Annotated in this window: 13 protein-coding genes; 8 read left to right on the forward strand and 5 right to left on the reverse strand. The window is 65.3% G+C overall.

What is annotated here, in order from left to right; genetic code table 11:
- Nucleotides 1–104: 104 nt before the first annotated feature.
- From ACNQS7_RS27525 to ACNQS7_RS27535, 3 genes are read right to left on the reverse strand one after another with little or no spacing between them, the layout of a single operon-like run.
- The gene (locus ACNQS7_RS27525) at nt 105–644 is read right to left on the reverse strand and encodes a DUF1003 domain-containing protein (protein WP_418015030.1); all 540 of its coding nucleotides are present in this window, start codon (nt 642–644) and stop codon (nt 105–107) included.
- The gene (locus ACNQS7_RS27530) at nt 641–1,948 is read right to left on the reverse strand and encodes a magnesium transporter MgtE N-terminal domain-containing protein (RefSeq protein WP_418015031.1); all 1,308 of its coding nucleotides are present in this window, start codon (nt 1,946–1,948) and stop codon (nt 641–643) included. The genes ACNQS7_RS27525 and ACNQS7_RS27530 overlap by 4 nt, the downstream gene beginning before the upstream one ends.
- Nucleotides 1,949–1,995: 47 nt before the next feature.
- Nucleotides 1,996–2,670, reverse strand: a complete 675-nt coding sequence (locus ACNQS7_RS27535) for a DUF4190 domain-containing protein (protein ID WP_418015032.1) — start codon at nt 2,668–2,670, stop codon at nt 1,996–1,998.
- Between the two features lie 173 nt (nt 2,671–2,843).
- Between ACNQS7_RS27535 and ACNQS7_RS27540 the strand changes: the two genes are divergently transcribed.
- The 6 genes from ACNQS7_RS27540 to ACNQS7_RS27565 are packed head-to-tail and all read left to right on the forward strand — an operon-like array spanning nt 2,844 to nt 8,196.
- On the forward strand, nt 2,844–3,359 hold the full coding sequence (locus ACNQS7_RS27540) for a general stress protein (protein ID WP_055579665.1): 516 nt from the start codon (nt 2,844–2,846) through the stop codon (nt 3,357–3,359).
- 1 nt (nt 3,360) lies between these two features.
- Nucleotides 3,361–4,767 (forward strand): extracellular solute-binding protein, encoded by a 1,407-nt coding sequence (locus ACNQS7_RS27545; protein ID WP_418015033.1) that lies wholly within the window; start codon nt 3,361–3,363, stop codon nt 4,765–4,767.
- A complete protein-coding gene (locus ACNQS7_RS27550; protein ID WP_418015034.1) occupies nt 4,764–5,630 on the forward strand; it encodes a carbohydrate ABC transporter permease in 867 nt (288 codons plus the stop codon). Before ACNQS7_RS27545 ends, ACNQS7_RS27550 begins: the two co-directional genes overlap by 4 nt.
- On the forward strand, nt 5,620–6,453 hold the full coding sequence (locus tag ACNQS7_RS27555; protein ID WP_418015035.1) for a carbohydrate ABC transporter permease: 834 nt from the start codon (nt 5,620–5,622) through the stop codon (nt 6,451–6,453). The genes ACNQS7_RS27550 and ACNQS7_RS27555 overlap by 11 nt, the downstream gene beginning before the upstream one ends.
- A gap of 4 nt (nt 6,454–6,457) precedes the next feature.
- A complete protein-coding gene (locus ACNQS7_RS27560) occupies nt 6,458–7,630 on the forward strand; it encodes an ABC transporter ATP-binding protein (RefSeq protein WP_418015036.1) in 1,173 nt (390 codons plus the stop codon).
- On the forward strand, nt 7,627–8,196 hold the full coding sequence (locus tag ACNQS7_RS27565) for a suppressor of fused domain protein (RefSeq protein WP_418015037.1): 570 nt from the start codon (nt 7,627–7,629) through the stop codon (nt 8,194–8,196). Before ACNQS7_RS27560 ends, ACNQS7_RS27565 begins: the two co-directional genes overlap by 4 nt.
- Before the next feature lie 87 nt (nt 8,197–8,283).
- On the opposite strand, the gene corA is transcribed toward ACNQS7_RS27565, so the two are convergent.
- Nucleotides 8,284–9,384, reverse strand: coding sequence for a magnesium/cobalt transporter CorA (corA, locus tag ACNQS7_RS27570; protein WP_418015038.1), 1,101 nt, complete (start codon nt 9,382–9,384; stop codon nt 8,284–8,286).
- 198 nt (nt 9,385–9,582) lie between these two features.
- Here corA and ACNQS7_RS27575 point away from each other — a divergent pair, with 198 nt between their 5' ends.
- Nucleotides 9,583–10,572, forward strand: coding sequence for a malate dehydrogenase (locus ACNQS7_RS27575; RefSeq protein ID WP_055579671.1), 990 nt, complete (start codon nt 9,583–9,585; stop codon nt 10,570–10,572).
- A gap of 43 nt (nt 10,573–10,615) precedes the next feature.
- On the opposite strand, the gene ACNQS7_RS27580 is transcribed toward ACNQS7_RS27575, so the two are convergent.
- The gene (locus ACNQS7_RS27580; protein ID WP_418015039.1) at nt 10,616–13,498 is read right to left on the reverse strand and encodes an RND family transporter; all 2,883 of its coding nucleotides are present in this window, start codon (nt 13,496–13,498) and stop codon (nt 10,616–10,618) included.
- A 271-nt stretch (nt 13,499–13,769) separates the two neighbouring features.
- Here ACNQS7_RS27580 and ACNQS7_RS27585 point away from each other — a divergent pair, with 271 nt between their 5' ends.
- A complete protein-coding gene (locus ACNQS7_RS27585) occupies nt 13,770–21,422 on the forward strand; it encodes an amino acid adenylation domain-containing protein (RefSeq protein ID WP_418015040.1) in 7,653 nt (2,550 codons plus the stop codon).
- The last annotated feature ends 17 nt before the right edge of the window (nt 21,423–21,439 follow it).

Raw genomic sequence — 21,439 nt, forward strand, 5'->3', positions numbered from 1 at the left:
CAAATTCTGTGAGCCGCCGGGAAACTGACCACTTGTTAGCTTCGTGAACTAGATCACCATACATAACTCTCGTCACGGGAGTAGCGCAATGGCGGACTTGATTCTCAGCCGGTTTTCTTACTACGCCGCTCGGTGCCGTCTGACGCCCGCGTCCCGGCCTCCGGAACGGAGGACTGCAAGTCCAGCAAGAGCGTTCGCAGGCTTTCCAGTTCGTGGCGCAGGTAGTCGCGGGTCGCGACCTCGCCGATCGACAGTCGCAGCGCGGCCAGTTCGCGGGCCAGGTACTCGGTGTCGGCCTTCGTTTGTGCCGCGCGACGGCGATCCTCTTCCAGCGCGACGCGGTCGCGGTTCTCCTGGCGGTTCTGGGCGAGCAGGATCAGCGGCGCGGCGTAGGCGGCCTGCGTCGAGAACGCGAGGTTGAGCAGGATGAACGGGTACGGGTCCCACTGCCAGCGAATCGCGATCATGTTGATCGCGATCCACACGATCACCACGATCGTCTGCAGCAACAGGTAGCGCCCGGTTCCGAAGAACCTCGCGATGGATTCGGTGAACTGACCTACCGTTTCGGCATCCACGCGCGGCGTGTAGCGGCGCGATGTCCGCGGGGTGTACAGCCGCCGCGGCGTCTGAGGCTTGGTCACAAGGCATCTCCGGTCCGTGGCGGCCTGCCGGCGGGATCGAGCTGCTGGACGTCCACGCGCCAGTCATGGGGCAGCAGGTGGTCGAGCAGGTCATCCACCGTCACCGCACCCAACAGGTGGTTCTGGTCGTCGACGACCGGACCGCACACCAGGTTGTAGGCGGCGAAATAGCGGGTGACCGCACCCAATTGGGTCTCCGGGGACAGCGTCAGCAGGTCGGTGTCGACGATGCCGCTGACCAGCTCGGAGGGGGGGACGCGCAGTAGTCGCTGCAGGTGCACGCAGCCCAGGTAGTGGCCGGTCGGGGTGGCGGTCGGCGGGCGCGCCACGAAAACCATCGATGCCAATGCCGGGGTCAGGTCGGGATCGCGGAGTCGGGCCAGCGCCTCGGCGACCGAGGTGTCCGGGGTGAGCACGACCGGATCGGAGGTCATCAATCCGCCGGCCGTGTCGGGGGAGTGGGTCAGCAGGCGTCGCACCGGGTCGGAGTCGTCGGGATCCATTCGGGTGAGCAACATCTCGGCGTCGGTCGGGTTGAGCACACCCAGCACGTCGGCGGCGTCGTCGGGATCCATCTCCTCGAGCACGTCCGCCGCGCGCTCGGTGCCCAGATGCGTGAGTACCTCGGCCTGATCGAGTTCGGGCAGCTCCTGCAGGATGTCGGCCAACCGGTTGTCGTCAAGTGCCCTGAACACCTCGTAACGGCGCTTGGTGGGGAGCCCGCGGATGGCGTCGGCGACGTCGACGGCCCGTCGCCCCTCGAACTGGTCGAGCAGTTGTGCCACACCCTGCCCCGGCATGGCGAGGGCCGACGGGGTCAGTCCCTGCACGTTCTGCCAGTCCACGACGTGCACCGGACCGCGTCGTCCCAGCCTGCGTTGCGTGCGCACCGCCACCCTGGTCACCACCCAGTCGCGGGTCCGGGTCTGCTCGATGCCCAGGTCGGTGACTACGACGTCGACCCCGGCCAGGTCGGGCAGGTCGGGGTCGCTGACCCGGACGGGGGTGTCGAGCACTTGGCCCATCGCCAGCACCTCGCCGGGCCGCTGCTCGAAGTGGCGCAGCGACACGTTGCCGGTACGCAGGGTCACCGCGTCGGGTTCGATCGCGGCGACCCGCAGGATCGGTATGAAGATGCTGCGCCGGGTCGCGAGATCGACTACCAACCCGAGTACGCGCGGTTGCTGACGGACGATGCTGATGCTGATCACGACGTCGCGCACGCGTCCGAACGATTCGCCTAGTGGGCCGAGCACCATCATCCGCGGCAGCCGTGCCACGTACACCCTGTTGACCGACGCCATAGGAGAGAGCGTAGGCAGGTGGTGCGCGGGCGGCAGGTCGGGGCGCTCTAGTGCGAGCCGAGGCTGAACATCACGGCGACGAAGTAGACCAGCAGGGTTGCCGCGCTGATCACGATGCCTGCCACCGCGAGCCCGAAGCCGTCTTCGCGGGTCTGCTTGATCTGGTTGATTCCCACCATGCCGCACGCGATGCCCACGACCGAGCCGACGCAGCAGAAGATGCCGACGATGCCGGAGACCAGCGAGATGATCGCCATGGTATTGGTGCCGGTCTGCATCGCCCCGTAACCGCCCGCATAACCACCCCCGTAGTCCGGACCGGGGTAATAGCCGCCCGGATGCGAGCCGTAGGGGCCGGGTGGCGGTGGGGGCGGGGGATATGACGCCGGGTCGCCGAAGCCCTGAGGCGCCGCGCCGTAAGGCTGATATCCGGGCGGTGTGTAGCCGAAGGGCGGACTCGGTGGCGGGTACCCCGCCGCCGGGTTCGGCTGTGGGTAGCCCGGGTAGTCGGCCGCCGGGTTCGGCGGTGGGTAGCCCGGGTAGTCGGCCGCCGGGTTCGGCGGTGGGTAGCCTGCCGGTGGCGGGTAGTCCACGACCGGGGAACCCGCCGGCGAAGCCCACGGGGCATCGGATATCGGCTGCTCAGCGGCTTGTGTCTGGTCTGCGGAGGGGTGCGGCGCGCGGTCCTTGTCCTCGCCGGAGGAGTCGCCGGGAGCTGTCATGTGATGAACGTAGCGCATGGGCCCACGCGGGGTCCTGCGGTGACAACGGCCCACCTGGATCAGGCTCCGGCCAGGCGAAATGCGCGGCCGGCAGGGGTGCGGATGGTGCGTCCCGGTTGCCGAGATGGAACGATGGTCTGCGTAAAGGCGGGCAGGAAGAGAATGAGGTACCGATGACTAGCCCATTCCAACCAGGACAACCACCCGCCGGTGGGGCTGCCGGTCGACGTAATGTGCCCGGATTGCCGACGCCGCCCAAAGGCTGGCCGGTCGGCTCCTATCCCACCTACGCCGAGGCGCAACGCGCCGTCGACTACCTGTCCGATCAGGAGTTTCCCGTCCAGCAGGTGACCATCGTCGGCGTCGACCTGATGCAGGTGGAACGCGTCACGGGCCGGCTGACCTGGGGCAAGGTTCTCGGTGGCGGCGTGCTCAGCGGCGCGTGGCTCGGCCTGTTCATCGGCCTGGTGCTCGGTTTCTTCAGCCCGAACCCCTGGGGCGCGCTGATCACCGGCCTGGTCGCAGGTGTCTTCTTCGGGCTGATCACCTCGGCCGTGCCCTACGCCATGGCGCGTGGCACCCGGGATTTCAGCTCCACCATGCAACTGGTTGCCGGGCGCTACGACGTGCTCTGCGACCCGCAGAACGCCGAGAAGGCGCGAGATCTGCTGGCGCGTCTGGCGATCTGACTTGGTGAACCGTCGCTTGCGGCGGTGGGGGGCCGCCGCGCTGGCGGCGTTGACCACCGCGTCGGTTCTCTCGGCTTGCGGCTCCGGCGATCACGGCGTGGTGATCAGTTTCTACACCCCGGCCACCGACGGGGCGACTTTCACCGCGGTCGCGCAACGATGCTCGGAACAGGCCGGTGGCCGGTACCGCGTTGAGCACGTCAGCCTGGCGAGATCGCCCGACCAGCAACGGCTGCAGCTTTCCCGGCGGTTGACCGGGCACGACGACACCCTGGACGTGATGGCGCTCGACGTGGTGTGGACTGCCGAGTTCGCCGAGGCGGGGTGGGCGCTGCCGCTGTCGGACGATCCGTCGGGACTGACCGAGTCCGACGCCGCCGCCGATACCCTGCCGGGTCCGCTGAAGACCGCGACCTGGAATGGCAGGCGGTACGGCGCGCCCGTCACTACGAATACCCAATTGCTTTGGTACAGAGCGGATTTAGTCCGTCAACCGCCACGCGACTGGGGCGCCATGGTGGCCGAGGCGGACCGCCTGCACGACGCGGGTGTGCCCAGCTGGATCGCCGTGCAGGCCAACGAGGCCGAAGGGCTGGTGGTGTGGTTCAACACGCTGCTGGTCAGCGCGGGTGGGCAGGTGCTCTCCGAGGACGGCAAGCACGTGACCCTGATCGATACCCCCGAACATCGCGGCGCCACGGTGGCGGCGCTGCGGATCCTCAAATCGGTGGCCACCGCGCCCGGCGCCGACCCGTCGATCACCCGCAGTGACGAGGGCGCCGCACGATTGGCGGTCGAACAGGGCAAGGCGGCGCTGGAGGTCAACTGGCCCTACGTGTTCGCCTCGATGCTCGAGAACGCGGCGAAAGGCGGCGTGGCGTTTCTGCCGCTGAACCGCGAGCCGGCGCTGAGCGGCAGCATCAACGGCGTCGGCACCTTCGCGCCGAGTGACGAGCAGTTCGCCATCGCCTACGCGGCCAGCCAGAAGGTGTTCGGGTTCGCGCGCTACCCCGCAGTGTTGCCCGGGCAATCGGCCAAGGTGACGATCGGTGGGCTCAATCTGGCGGTGGCCAGCACCACCAGACACCGAGCCGAAGCGTTCGAAGCCGTCCGCTGCATCCGCAATCTGCAGAACCAGAAATACATCGCGATCGAAGGCGGGTTGCCCCCGGTCCGAACCTCGCTCTACTCCGACCCGCAGTTCCAGGCCAAGTACCCGATGTACGGCATAATCCGCCAGCAACTCACCGACGCCGCGGTGCGGCCCGCGACACCGGCGTATCAGGCGGTGTCGATCCGGCTGGCCTCGGTGCTGAGCCCGATCACGGCGATCGACCCGGAACGCACGGCCGATGAACTTGCGGTGCAGGTGCAGAAGGCGATCGATGGCAAAGGGTTACTGCCATGACCGAACGCCGGCTCGCCTATCTGCTCGTCGCGCCCGCGGTGACGTTGATGCTGGCGGTGACGGCTTACCCGATCGGCTACGCGGTGTGGTTGAGCCTCCAGCGCAACAACCTGGCGACCCCCCGTGACACCGCGTTCGTCGGACTGGGCAACTACCAGACGATCCTGACCGACCGGTACTGGTGGGCTGCGCTGGGCGTGACGCTGGGCATCACCGTCGTCTCGGTGACGGTCGAATTCGTGCTGGGCCTGTCCCTGGCGCTGGTGATGCACCGCACGCTGATCGGGAAGGGGCTGGTGCGTACCGCGGTGCTGATCCCGTACGGGATCGTCACGGTGGTCGCCTCCTACAGCTGGTATTACGCCTGGACACCGGGCACCGGCTACCTGGCCAACCTGTTGCCCGACGGGAGTGCCCCACTGACGCAACAGATTCCGTCGCTCGGGGTGGTGGTGATCGCCGAGGTGTGGAAGACGACTCCGTTCATGGCGCTGCTGCTGCTGGCCGGATTGGCGCTGGTGCCCGAGGATCTGCTGAAGGCGGCGCAGGTCGACGGCGCGGATGCCTGGCGGCGGCTGACCAGGATCACGCTGCCGATCATCAAGCCGGCGGTGGTGGTGGCGTTGCTGTTCCGGACCCTGGACGCGTTCCGGATCTTCGACAACATCTACGTGCTGACCGCAGGCGCCAACAACACCGGTTCGGTGTCAATCCTGGGCTACGACAACCTGTTCAAGGGCTTCAACGTCGGGCTGGGCTCGGCGATCAGCGTGCTGATCTTCCTCTGTGTGGGCATCATCGCACTCATTTTCATCAAACTGTTCGGTGCCGCAGCGCCCGGGAGCGACGCCGATGCCCGGTGATTCGGTGAGGCGCGCGACGTTCTGGGTCGCGATCGACATGCTGGTGGTGGGTTACGCGCTGCTGCCGGTGCTGTGGATACTCAGCCTGTCGCTCAAACCGACGTCAATGGTCAAGGACGGCAATCTGATTCCGTCGTCGGTCACCCTGGACAACTACCGTGGCATCTTCCGCGGTGACTTCTTCAGTTCGGCGCTGATCAATTCGATCGGGATCGGGCTGACCACCACCGTGATCGCGGTGGTGCTGGGCGCGATGGCGGCCTATGCGGTTGCCCGGCTGGGTTTCCCGGGCAAGCGGCTGCTGATCGGGATGACGCTTTTGATCACCATGTTCCCAGCAATCTCCTTGGTGACGCCGCTGTTCGACATCGAACGCACCGTCGGGTTGTTCGACACCTGGCCGGGTCTGATCCTGCCCTACATCACGTTCGCGCTGCCGCTGGCGATCTATACGCTGTCGGCCTTCTTCCGGGAGATCCCATGGGATCTGGAGAAGGCGGCGAAGATGGACGGCGCCACGCCCGCTCAGGCGTTCGTCAAGGTGATCGTCCCGCTCGCGGCTCCGGGTCTGGTGACGGCGGCGATCCTGGTGTTCATCTTCGCCTGGAACGATCTGCTGCTGGCGTTGTCGCTGACCGCCACGGAGGCGGCGATCACCGCGCCGGTGGCGATCGCAAACTTCACCGGCAGTTCGCAATTCGAGGAGCCGACCGGGTCGATCGCCGCCGGCGCGATCGTGATCACGATACCGATCATTGTCTTTGTTCTGATTTTCCAACGACGCATCGTCGCCGGGTTGACCTCCGGTGCTGTGAAGGGATAGCGCGATGGCCGAGATTGTGCTGGAACACGTCAAGAAGAGCTACCCCGACGGCCATGTCGCGGTGCAGGATCTGAGCATCACCATCGCGGACGGCGAGTTCCTGATCCTGGTCGGCCCGTCCGGCTGTGGGAAGACCACCACGCTGAACATGATCGCCGGACTTGAGAACATCTCGTCGGGAGAGCTGCGGATCGGCGGCGAGCGGGTCAACGAGAAGGCGCCCAAGGATCGCGATATCGCCATGGTGTTCCAGTCGTACGCGCTGTATCCGCACATGACGGTGCGGCAGAACATCGCGTTTCCGCTGACACTGGCGAAGATGAAGAAGGCCGACATCGCCCAGAAGGTCGAGGAGACCGCGAGAATCCTGGACCTGACCGAACTGCTGGATCGGCGTCCTTCGCAGTTGTCGGGTGGCCAGCGCCAGCGGGTCGCGATGGGCAGGGCAATCGTGCGTCAGCCCAAGGCTTTTCTGATGGACGAGCCGCTGTCCAACCTGGACGCCAAGCTGCGGGTGCAGATGCGCGGCGAGATCGCACGCCTGCAGAAGCGGCTGGGCACCACCACCGTCTACGTCACCCACGACCAGACCGAGGCCATGACGCTGGGGGACCGGGTGGTGGTGATGCACGGCGGCGTCGCGCAGCAGATCGGCACGCCCACTGAGCTTTACGAGCGGCCCGCGAATCTGTTCGTGGCCGGCTTCATCGGCTCGCCGGCGATGAACTTCTTCCCGGCCACGCTGACGTCGTTCGGGTTGGCGCTGTCGTTCGGTGAGGTGACCCTGACGCCGGAGGTGCAGGAGGTGATCGCCGGGCACCCCAAACCGGAGAACGTCATCGTGGGGTTGCGGCCCGAGCACATCCAGGACGCGGCGCTGATCGACGGCTATCAGCGGATCAGTTCGCTGATCTTCGAGGTGACCGTCGATCTTGTTGAATCGCTGGGCTCCGACAAGTACGTGTACTTCACCACCGCGGGTCCGCAGGCGCACTCGGCCCGGCTGGACGAAGTGGCGGCCGAATCAGAGGTTCACGAAAATCGCTTTGTGGCAAGGGTTCCCACTGAGTCCAAAGCCGCTACCGGACAGCCGATCGAGTTGGCGTTCGACCCCACCAAGGTCGCGGTCTTCGACGCCGAGTCCGGCGCCAACCTGACTGTGCCGGTCGCACAGTGATTCTCGACGCCGTCCGCGCACATCTTCGCAGCCACTTCGGCGCCGAGCCCGACTCGGCAAGCGTGACATTCCTGGGTGCCGAACCGATCGAGGTGCTGCGGTTCCGGCATCAGCCGGTGGTGCACTATGTCTCGCTGGGCTGCTCGCGTTACCCCATGACCGACCCGACCGAGATGGTCACCGATCACCTACGCGGCCCACGGGCCGAAGTGGCTCTGGCGCTGCGTGATCCCGATCCTGTCAAAGGGCTGGTGCGCACCATGGCGGTGCTGGCGGCCACGCCGGCTGTCGACGGCCTGGTGCTGGTGCCCGACGCGCTGATCGACCTCGGCGCGCCGTTGTGGTCGGGGACGCCTTTCACGGCGGTGTTGTTGGGCCGCAGCGACATTGCCGAGCTACCTTTGGACGCGCCGCGCGAGCCGGTGCGGTTCCTGTCCGCGACTCCGATCACCGCTAACGAGGCGGCCTGGGTACGGCTCAAGGGCGCCGAGTCGATGCGGGAGGCGTGGCTCAACGACGGTGTGGACGTGCTGGACCCGAATCGGCCGGCGGCGCAACCGAGTTAGAGGTGGCTCAGCACCGAGTGTGAATTCGGCGACGCGACACGCCGGTGGAGCGTCGGGGACTTCGCACTCGCGGTGTGCGGGGCGGGCCTAGAGCCAGTCGCGGCGGCGGAAACTGAAGTAGAGGAACACACAGACCACCACCATCGCGGCGATCACCGACGGGTATCCCCACCTGGAGTCCAACTCCGGCATGAAGTGGAAGTTCATCCCGTAGATCCCCGCCACCATGGTGGGCACCGCGACGATACCGGCCCAGGCCGAGATCTTGCGCATGTCCATGTTCTGCTGCATGCCCACCCGGGCCAGCGCGGCCTGCACCAGTGAGTTGAGCATGTCGTCGTAGCTGGCGATCTGCTCGGCGGCCTGAGTCTGGTGGTCGGCGACGTCACGTAGATAGCGGCGCACTTCCTTGTTGATCAGGTCCTTGTTCTCGACCTGCATGCGCTGGAAGGCACCCGACAGCGGCGCCACACAACGGCGCAACTCCACGACTTCGCGCTTGAGCAGGTAGATCGGTTCGACGTCGATCTTCTTGCCCGGAGCGAAGGCGACCACCTCGATGGCGTCCACATCGTCCTCCATCAGGCTGGTGACGCCAAGGTAATGGTCCACCACGTAGTCGGCGATCGCATGCATCACCGCATACGGGCCGAGCCGCAGGTGCTCGGGCGCGCAGTCCATCCGCTTGCGAACCTCGTGCAGCCCGCCGTGTTCGCCGTGGCGGACGGTAACCACGAAGTCGGCGCCGACGAAAATCATGATCTCCCCGGTTTCGACGATCTCGCGGGCCCGCGCCACCGACTCGTGCGGCACGTAGTTGACGGTCTTCAGCACCAGGAACAGCGAATCGTCATAGCGCTCCAGCTTCGGGCGCTGGTGGGCGACCACGGCGTCCTCGACGGCCAGTGGGTGCAGGCCGTAGGCGTCGGCCACCTCCTGCATCTGCGCTTGGTCGGGCTCGTGCAGACCGATCCAGGCGAATGCCTCCTGGCCGTCCTGCTCGATCTCGCGGACCTTGGCCAGCGCCTCGGCGGGAGTGAACTTGCCGGGCAACCGGTGCCCGTCGACATAGACGCCGCAATCGACCAGGGTCTGTGCCGGCGGATTGGCAACCGGGTGGACGTGCTGCTGGCGGGTGCGTGCGACGGGCCGTAGAGCCTCAGGTAAAGCGTCAAACCCCGGGAACATTTCCACCTCCGATCGCTGTGCCGGTCTGCAGGCCGGTCTGCAGGCGGTGGTCATCGTACGCGCCTGGACCGAACAAAGGGTGCTGTCAGCAGCTGATTTCCAGCCGCGCATCAGCCGTCCATGGACCGGCGATTCCACAGAGGCGGCCGTGCGCTAGTTTCGACGCGAACCCGTCTTAACCGAAGGAGCAGAACCGACGTGAGCGCAAGTCCTCTCAAGGTTGCCGTCACCGGTGCCGCCGGCCAGATCGGCTACAGCCTGTTGTTCCGCTTGGCCAGCGGCTCGCTGCTCGGCCCGGACCGTCCGATCGAACTGCGTCTGCTGGAGATCGAGCCGGCCCTCAAGGCGCTCGAGGGCGTGGTGATGGAACTGGACGACTGCGCGTTTCCGCTGCTGGCCGGTGTCGAGATCGGCGCCGACGCCAACAAGATCTTCGACGGCGTGAACCTGGCCCTGCTGGTCGGTGCGCGCCCGCGTGGCCCGGGCATGGAGCGCGGCGACCTGCTGGAGGCCAACGGCGCGATCTTCACCGCTCAGGGCAAGGCGCTGAATTCGGTGGCAGCCGACGACGTCCGCATCGGTGTGACCGGCAACCCGGCCAACACCAACGCGCTGATCGCGCTGAGCAACGCCCCCGACATCCCGAAGGAGCGGTTCTCCGCGCTGACCCGCCTGGACCACAACCGGGCCATCTCGCAGCTGGCCCGCAAGACCGGCGCCAAGGTCACCGACATCAAGAAGATGACGATCTGGGGCAACCACTCGGCCACCCAGTACCCGGACATCTTCCACGCCGAGGTGGGCGGCAAGAACGCCGCGGAGGTGGTGAACGACCAGGACTGGATCGAGAACGACTTCATCCCGACCGTCGCCAAGCGCGGCGCGGCCATCATCGACGCCCGGGGCGCCTCTTCGGCGGCGTCGGCAGCGTCGGCCACCGTCGACGCGGCCCGTTCCTGGCTGCTCGGCAGCCCGGACGGTGACTGGGTGTCGATGGCCGTCTATTCCGACGGTTCCTACGGCGTGCCGGAAGGGATCGTGTCGTCGTTCCCGGTGACCACCAAGGACGGCGACTGGTCGATCGTGCAGGGTCTGGAGATCGACGAGTTCTCCCGCGGCAAGATCGATAAGTCCACCGCGGAGCTCGTCGACGAGCGCAACGCCGTCACCGAGCTCAAGCTGATCTGAGCTGGCGCGGGCTACCGCGAGCAGACGCAAAATCCCCGTGGAGCTATTGCTCCACGGGGATTTTGCGTCTGCTCGCGCCACTGGCCACTGGCCCACCAAACGGGCGGGCGGGACGCGAGCGCACTCGTAGTGGCCACCAGAACCATCGCCCCAGGAGGGCGGCGGCAGAGGGCGTCATGAATGCGCGCACCACCAACGTGTCGAACAACAGGCCCAAGCCGATTGTGGTGCCCACCTGACCGATGGTGCGTAGTTCACTGAACACCATGGACGACATGGTGAATGCGAACACCAGCCCTGCGTTGGTCACGACCTTGCCGGTACCGCCCATCGCTCGGATGATGCCGGTGTTGATGCCGGCGGGTATCTCCTCTTTGATGCGGGACACCAGTAACAGGTTGTAATCCGAACCGACCGCCAACAGGACGATGACGGACATCGCAAGCACCGCCCAGTGAATTTGTATGCCGACGATGTACTGCCAGACGAGAACGGACATCCCGAAAGACGCACTGAGCGAAAAAACCACGGTGCCGACAATGACCAACGCCGCGACCATACTTCGCGTATTGATCAGCATGACGATGAAAATGAGACAGAGTGCGGCAACGCCCGCGATAATGAGGTCGTATATAGAGCCCTCCACCACGTCCTTCACCGTGGCGGCGGCGCCGGTGAGATAGATGTCGGCGGCTTCCAGCGGGGTTCCTTTGAGCGCCTCCTCGGCCGCTGTCCTGATCGGTTCGACCCGTGAAATCCCCTCGCGGGAGGCGGGATCGCCGCGCTGCGTGATAAGCATGCGGGCCGCTTTCCCGTCGGGCGACAGGAACACTTTCATGATCCTTTTGAAATCCGGATTTTCGAAAACCTCGGGCGGCAGATAGAAGGAATCGTCATTCTTCGCCGCGTCGAAGGCCTTACCCATGGCAGCCGCGTCGTTACCCTGCTCGTTCAACTGATCAACAATCCCGGCCACGGTGCTATGCATGGTCAGCAATTGGACCCGGAAGTCTTGCATCGTCGCGATCATCGGAGGGAACTGGGTGAGCAACTCCGGCATGATCACATCAACACGTTGGAGATCTGCCACAAGCTGATGAAATCTGCCGGCGATTTCATCCACGCCGTCGATCGAGTCATATATTGAGCGAAGTGACCAGCAGAGCGGGATATCGTAGCAGTGCTTTTCCCAATAGGAGTAGCTGCGTATCGGCCGCCAGAAGTCTTCAAAATCCGCAATTCGATCTCGTAATCCGTCGACGATGCCCGCCACCTCGGTCGCGTCGGTGATCATGCGATGATTGGCTGCGACGAACTGTTGCATCAGGCCGTACATACGCTGCATGGCGTTGATCGTTTCCGTCATCTCTTCGGCCTGATCGAGCATGTCGTCGATTCGGGCTTGCTGGAATTTCGCGAATTGTTGAGCAACGACGCCTTGCATGCTGAGCTGATATGGGAGCGAAGCGTGCTCGATGGGGGCTCCCTCGGGGCGAGTTGCGGATTGCACCCGGGATATCCCTGGAACGGCGAGAATGGCCTTGGCGAGTCGGTTCAATACGAGAAAATCCGCCGGATTGCGCAGATCATGGTCTGCCTCGACCAGCAATACTTCGGGCATCATCACGCGGGACGGCGAAAAGTGTCGCGCCACGGCCTCGTAACCTCGATTGCCGGGGGAATCCTTGGAAATGAATTTCTGGTCGTTGTAGCTGGGCTTGTATCCCAGCAGTGTCACCAGTCCTACCAGCGTCACTGCGATGGTGACCAAGAGAACGGGCGCGGGCCACCGGACGATCACGGTGCCTACCCGTCGCCACCGGCGAGCCGAGATCGCGCGTTTGGGGTCGAAAAGGTGAAAGCGGCTGCCTACGGCAATAGCGGCCGGTACCAGCGTCACCGCGGTCAGGACAGCAACAAATATCCCAACCGAGCAGGGGACACCCAGGGGCTGGAAATACGGCAGTCTGGTGAAGCTCAGACAAAATACTGCGCCGGCGATCGTCGAACCGGAGGCCAGGACGACTTTGGCGACTCCTCGATACGCGGTGTAGTAAGCCGTTTCCCGATTTTCACCGGCCTGACGTGCCTCCTGATAGCGCCCGATAAAGAATATGCCGTAATCCGTGCCGGCTGCGATTCCTATGGCCATTACCAGATTGACGACGAACGTCGTAAGACCGACAATTCGCTGGTCTCCAAGGAATGCGACGACGCCGCGAGCCACTTGTAATTCTAATCCGACCATTGAAAGCAGCAGGATCACTGTCGTGGCCGAACGGTAGACGAGCAGCAACATCACGAATATGACCGCGAGGCTTATCGCCGTCATGATGATGACCGACTGGTCACCGCTGTTCTGCGCATCCGCGGCTAGCGCGGCGCTGCCGGTGACGTAAACCGTGATCCCCGGCGGCGGCGCGGACCGGGCCACCAGTCGCCGGACCGCCTCAGTTGACTGGTTACCCCGAGTCTCGCCGGGATTGCCGGCGAGGAGCAGTTGAACATAGGCAGCCTTGCCGTCGGCGCTCTGCACAGCACCCGCCATGAGTGGGTCGGCCCAGAAGTCCTGGATATGCTGCACATGCTCGTGGTCGTCTGCCAAGCGGCGGACCAGTCCGTCGTAGTAGCTGTGTGCGTCTTTGCCCAAGGGTTGCTGCCCTTCCAAGACGATCATCACGAAGCTGAAAGAATCGGATTCCTTGAAGTCCGCATCCATGCGCTCCAAGGCTTTGAACGATGGCGAGTCCCTGGGAACCAGCGATACCGAATGCTCCTTCTCGACCAGCTCCAGCGGGGGGACGCAGACAGTCGCAACGGCGCTGATCGCCAACCAAGCCAAGATGATTGGCACAGACAAGCGATGGATTGTGCGCGCGACGACAGGTGCCGCGGCGTCTCCGGTGCCCACGTGCTCGCCGCTCAAGTCTTGAGCGGAATGCACCGAGGGACCATTTCAGTCCGGGTTGCGGCGACCGCGCACACACGGGGTCCACCCATCGCACTCAACCTTCCGCCCTAACCGGATGCCGCCGAGTAAACCACGTGGCCGTTAGCTTTACCGGCCATATCGTCGTATGGCAAGCGTGAAAAAGAACAGTGACGTCACGTCGAAGCCTGCGCCCCGCTGTTGGCGTCCAGTACGGTTTGGACTACTCACTGTGGGTGACTGTTCGCAGCGAAGCGGGGCTAGTCGGATGGAACGCGATGACCGGGCGGTTCCGCTGACGCCTGGGCAGTTCGACATCTGGCTGGCTCATCAAACGGGCCACCTGGATGTGGAATGGCAACTCGGGCTGTTTGCCAGGATCGACGGCGCGATCGACCGCGTGGCTGTTGAGCAGGCGATGCGCCGAGTGCTTCAGGAGGCCGAACCGCCGAGGGTCACCATCTTCGAGACCGACGGCCAGGTCTTTCAAAAGGCGATCGAATACCCCGATGCCGCCGTCGTGTTCCATGACCTGAGTAGCTCGCGCCATCCCGTGCAGGAAGCCCGCGCACTCGCAGCAGCGATACAGAGCACCCCCATGCCGCTGACCGGCCCACTCTTCACATTCGCGCTGTTTCAGACATGGGACGATGAACACTACCTGTTCGCATGCGGGCACCACATCGCGATCGATGGCACAGGTATCGCGCTGGTGTTCAATCGCTTGGCGACTGTCTACTCCGCGATCGTTTCGCAGAAACCCATTCCCCCGGCCTTCTTCGGCTCATTGCAGGATCTGGTCCGGTGCGAGTCGGAATATGAAGCGTCCGAGGACTTTCTGGAAGATCAGACCTACTGGAGCAGGAACTTGCCGGCGGAACGCGGACCGCGATACCGGATGCCAAGGGCCCCACGGGTGGCTGACCAGCGTTCATCCTCGGTACCGGTCCGATTGGACGCGCAAGCCCTCCGCCGCACTCAACAGTTGGCCCAGGCGTGGACCATGTCTCAATCGTCGGTCATGGCTGCTGCATGCGCGCTACTGGTGCATGGTTGGTGCGCCGACGGGCCAGAGGTGGTTCTCGACTTCCCGGTGAGCAGGCGGGTGCGCCCGGACTCGAAGCGTATTCCCGGAATGCTGGCGGGAGTAGTCCCCTTAGTCTTGAGCGTTCTCCCGGTAGCCACGGTTGCCGACTTCTGTGCTCACGTCGACCAGCGAATACGGGAAGCGGTGCAGCATCAGCGATTTCCGGTGCATGCCCTGGAGCGGCAATCCCGTGGTGGATCGGTGCTACCGGCCGACCGGGTGAGCGTCAATTTCGTGCCCGGCAAGACTGCCCTCGATCTTATAGGTCTCGAAGCATCGATACTGCAGGCGAATATCGGACTGCCGAGCAGCTTCGGCTTCATCTTCGGGGGGGCCGGCGACCAGGTCTCGTTCGGTACGGCCGGCGCAGCGCAACCGTTTTCGAGTTTCGAGGTCTCCGATTTGGCGCGACGGTTGGAGCAGGTGCTGCTGGGGATGACTGCCGACCCGGGCCGGCGGCTCTCGTCGCTCGAGCTGCTCGATGGGGGTGACCATGCCCGCCTGGACGGGTGGGGTAACCGGGCGACGTTGACCGAGCACTCAGAATTTTCGGGGCCGGCGGTCACGATTTCTGAGTTGTTCGCCGAGCAGGTGACCCGCACGCCGGAGGCGGCGGCGGTGACCTTCGAGGGCCTGTCGATGACGTATCGGGAACTCGACGAGGCAGCCAACCGACTGGCGCATCTCCTGGCCCATCGTGGTGTCGGCCCGGGAACAATTGTGGGACTGCTCGTTCCGCGATCCGCTTCGGCTGTCATGGCAATCTTGGCGGTACTCAAGGCGGGCGCGGCGTATCTGCCGATCGACCCGTCGCTGCCGGCCCCTCGGATCGGATTCATCATTGATGACGCCGCGCCGGTCGCCGTTATCGCCACCACCCGGTTGCGCCAACGGCTGGATGGGCTCGGGCTGCCGGTCATCGATATCAACGAGCTCGGCGCTGTGGTCCCCGAAGCTCAAGTCGGCGAACAACTATCGGCCGCGAGTGCCGACGATATCGCATACGTCATCTACACCTCGGGCACCACTGGGGCGCCGAAAGGCGTTGTAACTACGCATCGCAACGTGATTCACCTGGTGCATGCGCTGCATGCGCGCCTGCCGGCGGCGGGCGTGTGGTCGCAATGGCATTCGCTGGCGTTCGACGCCTCGGTACAGGAGATCTTCGGCGCATTGCTCGGCGGTGGACGACTGGTCATCGTGCCCGAGTCGGTGGCGGCCGCACCGGAAGAATTTCACGCGTTGCTGGTCGCCGAACAGATTACCGTGCTGAGTCAAACCGCCTCCGCGGTAAGCGTTTTGTCGTCTGAAGGATTGCCGGCGGTGTCCCTGCTGGTGGGGGCCGAGCCATGCACATCCGAACTGGTGGATCGGTGGGCACCCGGCCGGGTGATGATCAACGTGTACGGCCCGACCGAGACCACGGTGGATGTGGCCATCAGCGCTCCGTTGAGCCCAGGGTCGGGGGTTCCGCCCATCGGTTCCCCGGTGACGGGCGCAGCTTTCTTTGTGCTCGACGGGTGGCTGCGGCCAGTGCCGGCCGGAGTGGTAGGGGAGCTCTATGTGGCCGGGTCCGCGGTGGGCGTGGGATATGTGCGTCGGGCCGGGTTGACCGCGGCGCGGTTTGTCGCCTGCCCGTTCGGCGGCGCGGGGAGACGCATGTATCGCACCGGGGATCTGGTGCGGTGGCGTCCGGACGGACAGCTGGAGTATCTCGGGCGCGCGGATGAGCAGGTCAAGATCCGCGGATACCGCATCGAACTCGGTGAGATCGAAGCGGCACTGAGGACCCATCCACGCGTGGCGCAGGCGGCGGTCCTCGCGCGCACCGGCTCTGCCGGAGCGGCGGACGGAATCGGCGACAAACAGCTGGTGGGCTATGTGGTGCTCGATGCGCAGGTAGAGGATCCGGGACCGACAGGATTCGCGGTCGAGTTGCGCGAGTATGCCGCCGGACGGCTGCCGCAGTACATGGTCCCCGCGGCGATCATGGTGCTGGATGCGCTGCCGCTGACGGTCAACGGCAAACTCGATCGGCGGGCTCTGCCGGCTCCGGAGTTTGTCAGCAGCGTGGCGTACCGGGCGCCGCGTGACGGGCGCGAAGACGTGTTGGCCGGACTGTTCGGCGAGGTACTCGGGGCGGCGGCAGTCGGCATTGATGACGGGTTCTTCGACATGGGCGGCCATTCGCTGTCGGCGATGCGGTTGCTGGCGCGGATCCGGGCCGAGCTGGGTATCGAGGTTGGAATCCGAGCGTTCTTCGAGGCTCCTACGGTGGCGGGAGTGTCCGAGCTGGTGCGGTCGCAAGCTGGTCGCACGGGCGGCACGGCGTTGGCTGTGCAACAACGGCCCGCCGTAGTTCCGTTGTCGTTCGCGCAGAGTCGTTTGTGGTTTATCGACCAAATCCAAGGTCCTGCGCCGGTTTACAATATGGCCGTAGCATTGCTGCTGCGCGGTCGGCTCAATGCGGAGGCACTGGGTGCGGCGTTGTCCGACGTGGTGGAGCGGCATGAGAGCCTGCGCACGGTGTTCCCGGCGCCCGAGGGGATGCCCTACCAACTGGTAATACCCTCGTCGCAAGCAGATTTCGGCTGGCAGATGATCGACACCACCGGATGGCCGGCGAGTCGATTGGATGCGGCCATTGACACCGCGGCACGTCACCCGTTCCGGCTGTCTGACGAGATCCCGTTACGGGCAACACTTTTCCGTCTCTCCGACAACGAGCATGCGCTGGTGCTCGTGCTGCACCACATCGCCGCCGACGGTTGGTCGATCACCCCGCTGGCCCGCGATATCGCCGTCGCGTACGCCAGCCGGTGCTCGGGGCGGGCCCCCGACTGGTTGCCGCTGCCGGTGCAGTACGCCGACTACGCCTTGTGGCAGCGTGCGCAGCTGGGCGACCTCGGCGATCGCGGCAGCCGGATCGCTACGGAGCTGCGGTTCTGGGAGGAGGCCCTGGCCGGGCTGCCCGGGCCCGTGGCGCTTCCGACCGTTCGGCCCTATCCACCTTTCGCCGATTATCGCGGCGCCCAGGTAGCGGTGGACTGGCCGTCGCAACTGCAGCAGCAGATCGCCGGTACGGCCAGCGCACACAACGCGACCAGCTTCATGGTGATCCAGGCCGCGCTGGCCGTGTTGCTGTCCACAATCGGCGCCAGAAGCGATGTGGTGGTTGGCTTTCCGATCGCCGGGCGGCGCGACCCGGCGCTGGACGACTTGGTCGGGTTCTTTGTCAACACCTTGGCGCTCCGGGTCGACATGGCCGGCGACCCCACTTTCGCCGCAGTGCTGGCCCAGGTGCGACAGCGCAGCCTGGAAGCCTACGAGCATCAGGATGTGCCCTTCGAGGTCTTGGTCGAGCGGCTCAACCCGCCCCGTAGCCTGACCCGGCACCCGTTGGTTCAGGTGGTGTTGGCTTGGCAGAACGTGCCCGGCCAAGAGCTAGACCCCGCCGCCGGGCTGACGCTCGGCGACCTGCACGTCACGCCGCGGCCGGTGAATACCCGCAGCGCCCGCATGGACCTGACGTTTTCCCTCGGTGAATTCTGGACCGAAAGTGGTGAACCGGCGGGAATCCGGGGCGGCGTGGAATTTCGCACCGATGTCTTCGACGCGGACCGCATCGAAATGCTGATCGACTGGTTTGAACGGGTGTTGGAGGCGATGACGTCCGATCCAGCCCGCCGGGTGTCGTCGGTGGTGCTGGTCGACGAGGTTTCCGTTGCCCGGCTGGACGAGTGGGGCAACCGCGCGGTGCTGACCCGGGCCGCGAGCCCCGGGGCGTCGATCCCGGAAGTGTGGGCGACCCAGGTCGCGCGCAGCCCGGCCGCGGTGGCCCTGACCCACGGACGAAGGTCGTGGACGTATCGCGAAATTGATGAGGCCGCGAATCGGCTGGCGCAGTTGATCTGCGGCCACGGTGTCGGCGTGGGTGCGCGGGTCGCACTGCTTCTCGAGCGGTCGGCCGAAGCCGTTGTTGCCATACTGGCGGTCCTGAAGGCCGGGGCGGCCTATCTTCCTTTGGATCCCGGCCTGCCCGCCGTGCGCCTGGAATTCATGCTTGCCGATGCCACACCGACGGCCGCCATCACCACCGCCGGTCTGCGTGCCCGATTCGACGGGCACGAATTGACGGTGATCGACGTCAACGACTCGATTTCCGGCCCCTGCCTCGCGGGAGGCTCGAACCACGCCCCGGCCAGTGACGACATCGCCTATCTCATCTACACATCGGGCACCACCGGCGTCCCCAAGGGCGTCGCGATCACGCACCGCAACGTGACCCAGCAGGTCATGTCCTTCGACGGGGGACTGCCCGCGGCGCCGGAACAGGTGTGGCCGCAATGCCATTCCCTGGCGTTCGACTTCTCGGTGTGGGAGATCTGGGGTGCCTTGCTGCGCGGCGGGCGACTGGTGATCGTGCCCGAGCCCACCGCCGCCTCAGCCGAAGATTTTCATGCGTTGCTGGTCTCTGAGGGTGTCAACGTGCTGACTCAAACCCCCTCTGCGGTGGGGATGTTGCCCGTCGAGGGAATGGATTCGGTTGCGCTGGTGGTGGGTGGCGAGCCCTGCCCGCCCGAGGTGGTGGATCGGTGGGCGCCGGGGCACGTGATGATCAACGCCTACGGCCCGACCGAGACGACGATCTATGCGTCGATAAGTGAGCCATTACAGGCGGGGGCCGGCGTGGCGCCGATCGGTTCGCCAGTGCCGGGGGCGGCGTTGTTCGTGCTTGACGGGCGGTTGCGGACGGTCCCGGTGGGTGTGGTGGGTGAGTTATACATTGCGGGTAGCGTTGTGGGAGTTGGATATTGGGGTCGGTCAGGGTTGACCGCAGCGCGGTTCGTGGCATGTCCGTTCGGTGGGTCGGGGGGCCGCATGTACCGCACCGGGGACTTGGTGCGCTGGCGGACCGATGGGCAGCTGGACTATGTGGGGCGCGCCGACGAGCAGGTGAAGGTGCGTGGGTATCGCATCGAACTGGGCGAGGTGCGCGCGGCGTTGGGCCAGTGCGAAGGCGTGCGGCAGGCGGTGGTGATCGCCCGCGAAGACAGGCCCGGCGACAAGCGTCTGGTGGGCTACGTGACCGGTTCGGTAGACCCCGCTGCGGTGCGAGCCGCAGTGGCTGAACGACTTCCGGGCTACCTGGTGCCGGCCGCGGTGCTGGTGATCGACGAGTTGCCGTTGACGGTCAACGGCAAGCTGGACACCCGGGCGCTGCCTTTGCCGCAGTACACCGCTGCCGATCGTTATCGCGCCCCCGCCACCCCCGTCGAGGAGATCCTGGCGGGCATCTACGCCGAGGTGCTCGGACTCGATCGGGTAGGGGCCGATGACTCGTTTTTCGATCTCGGCGGGGATTCGCTGTCGGCCATGCGGCTGATCGCCGCGATCAACACCAGCCTGGACACCGACCTTGCGGTGCGTACGGTATTCGAAGCGCAATCAGTGACCGGCCTGAGTCGGCAGCTGAGCCGACATGCCAGCTCGCCCAGCTTCGCCTCGGTTCATGGACGTGAAGCGGCCGTTGTCCACGCCGGCGAACTCACCCTCGACAAGTTCATCGACGCCGCGACGCTCGCCGATGCACCGGCGTTGCCGCGCCCGAGCGCCGGGGTGCGGACGGTGTTGCTGACCGGGGCGACCGGTTTCCTCGGACGTTTTCTGGTCCTGAAACTGATGGAATGCCTGGAGCCGATCGGCGGCCGGCTGATATGCCTGGTGCGCGGCATCTCCGACGAGGACGCCCGGCGCCGGCTGGACAGGACATTCGACAGCGGCGACCCGAAACTGTTGCGGCACTTCCACGAACTGGCCGCCCATCGTCTGGAGGTCATCGCCGGTGACAAGTCCGAGCCGCATCTTGGTCTGGATCAACAGGTTTGGCGGCGGCTGGCCGATACCGTCGACCTGATCGTCGATTCGGCAGCCCTGGTCAACGGCATCCTGCCCTATAGCGAACTATTCGGGCCCAACGTGGTAGGCACCGCCGAACTGATCCGCCTCGCGCTCACTACCAAGCTGAAAACCTACGCATACACCTCCACCGCGAACGTCGGAGACCAGATCGAGGCGTCGGCCTTCACCGAGGATGCCGACATCCGGGTTATCAGCCCCACCCGGGCCAACCATCACGGCTATACCGTTGGCTACGGCAATAGCAAGTGGGCCGGCGAGGTCTTGCTGCGTGAGGTCAACGACCTGTGCGGGCTGCCGGTGGCGGTGTTCCGCTGCGGAATGATCCTGGCGGACAGCAGCTTTGCGGGACAAATCAACGTGTCGGACACCTTCACCAGGGGACTACTGAGCATCCTGGCCACCGGCACCGCTCCGGGTTCGTTCTATCAGCTCGACGCCGACGGCAACCGGCAACGCGCACACTTCGACGGGCTGCCGGTCACCTTCGTCGCCGAGGCGATCGCCACGCTGGGTCTCCAACTTGCTGACGGGTTTTCGACGTTCCATGTGATGAACACCCACGATGACGGCATCGGACTCGACGAGTACGTCGACTGGCTGGTCGAGGCCGGTTACCCCATCGAGCGCATCGACGATTTCGGAGAATGGGTGCGGCGATGCGAGGCCGGCTTACGGGCCCTCCCGGACCGCCAGCGGCGGCATTCGGTGCTGCCGGCTTTGTCGTTGTACCGCTTGGCAGATCCAGCGCCACCCGAGCCGACCCGCGGATCCGCCGTTGCGAACGAGCGATTCCGCGGCGCGGTCCGGGGAGCGAAAATCGGCCCGGACAAGGATAATCCGGAGATCCCGCACGTCTCTGCGTCGACCATCGTCAGATACGTCACAGACTTGCGACTGCTCGGGTTGCTCTAGTGGGTGGCCGCGATTCA

This window comes from Mycobacterium sp. 23 (assembly GCF_048287075.1).
Classification (GTDB): Bacteria; Actinomycetota; Actinomycetes; order Mycobacteriales; family Mycobacteriaceae; genus Mycobacterium; species Mycobacterium gordonae_B.

What these genes read in the sequence shown, in the direction of transcription:
- corA (WP_418015038.1), bottom strand. Translation starts at nt 9,384, where the DNA reads ATGTTCCCGGGGTTTGACGCTTTACCTGAGGCTCTACGGCCCGTCGCA.
- ACNQS7_RS27530 (WP_418015031.1), bottom strand. Translation starts at nt 1,948, where the DNA reads ATGGCGTCGGTCAACAGGGTGTACGTGGCACGGCTGCCGCGGATGATG.
- ACNQS7_RS27540 (WP_055579665.1), top strand. Translation starts at nt 2,844, where the DNA reads ATGACTAGCCCATTCCAACCAGGACAACCACCCGCCGGTGGGGCTGCC.
- ACNQS7_RS27535 (WP_418015032.1), bottom strand. Translation starts at nt 2,670, where the DNA reads ATGACAGCTCCCGGCGACTCCTCCGGCGAGGACAAGGACCGCGCGCCG.
- ACNQS7_RS27585 (WP_418015040.1), top strand. Translation starts at nt 13,770, where the DNA reads ATGGAACGCGATGACCGGGCGGTTCCGCTGACGCCTGGGCAGTTCGAC.
- ACNQS7_RS27560 (WP_418015036.1), top strand. Translation starts at nt 6,458, where the DNA reads ATGGCCGAGATTGTGCTGGAACACGTCAAGAAGAGCTACCCCGACGGC.
- ACNQS7_RS27555 (WP_418015035.1), top strand. Translation starts at nt 5,620, where the DNA reads ATGCCCGGTGATTCGGTGAGGCGCGCGACGTTCTGGGTCGCGATCGAC.
- ACNQS7_RS27550 (WP_418015034.1), top strand. Translation starts at nt 4,764, where the DNA reads ATGACCGAACGCCGGCTCGCCTATCTGCTCGTCGCGCCCGCGGTGACG.